Source organism: Pseudomonas sp. PA1(2017) (assembly GCF_001945375.1).
In the GTDB taxonomy this organism is placed as follows: domain Bacteria; phylum Pseudomonadota; class Gammaproteobacteria; order Pseudomonadales; family Pseudomonadaceae; genus Aquipseudomonas.
Genome location: NZ_MSXU01000011.1, coordinates 1 through 418, shown reverse-complemented (window position 1 = coordinate 418; position 418 = coordinate 1). Strand labels below are relative to the sequence as shown.

Below are 418 nucleotides of genomic sequence, written 5' to 3'. Positions count from 1 at the left end.
TATGTTCTTCCGCAATGGACCTGCGGCGGTATGCCTCTGCCTGTCCGCTCTGTCGCTGGCCGTGTCCGCGCAGACGCCCCCCATCGATCTGCCCGCCAACCGCCAAACGCCGCTGACTCAGGATCTGATCCGTGACCGTCAGGAGCGCCTGCTCGATGAGCAGCAACAGCGCCTGCAGGAATTGCAGCAGTTGCCAGGCAAGCGCGCCGAGCCGACAGCGCCACAGGCTGCCGAGGACGAGCGCTGCTTCGCCATCGAGCAGATCGAGATCAGCGGTGCCAGCCTGTTGTCCGAGGCTGATCGCAGCGCGATTCTCACCCCGTTCGCCGACAGCTGCCTTGGCGTCAGCCAGCTCAACGAGCTGCTCAAGGCGATCACCAACCATTACGTCGATCGCGGCTACGTGACCACTCGGGCC

Annotated in this window: 1 protein-coding gene; it reads left to right on the top strand. The window is 64.8% G+C overall.

What is annotated here, in order from left to right:
- Positions 1-418: POTRA domain-containing protein (locus BVH01_RS24140; RefSeq protein WP_139317865.1), on the top strand; the 418-nt coding region annotated here is incomplete at both ends.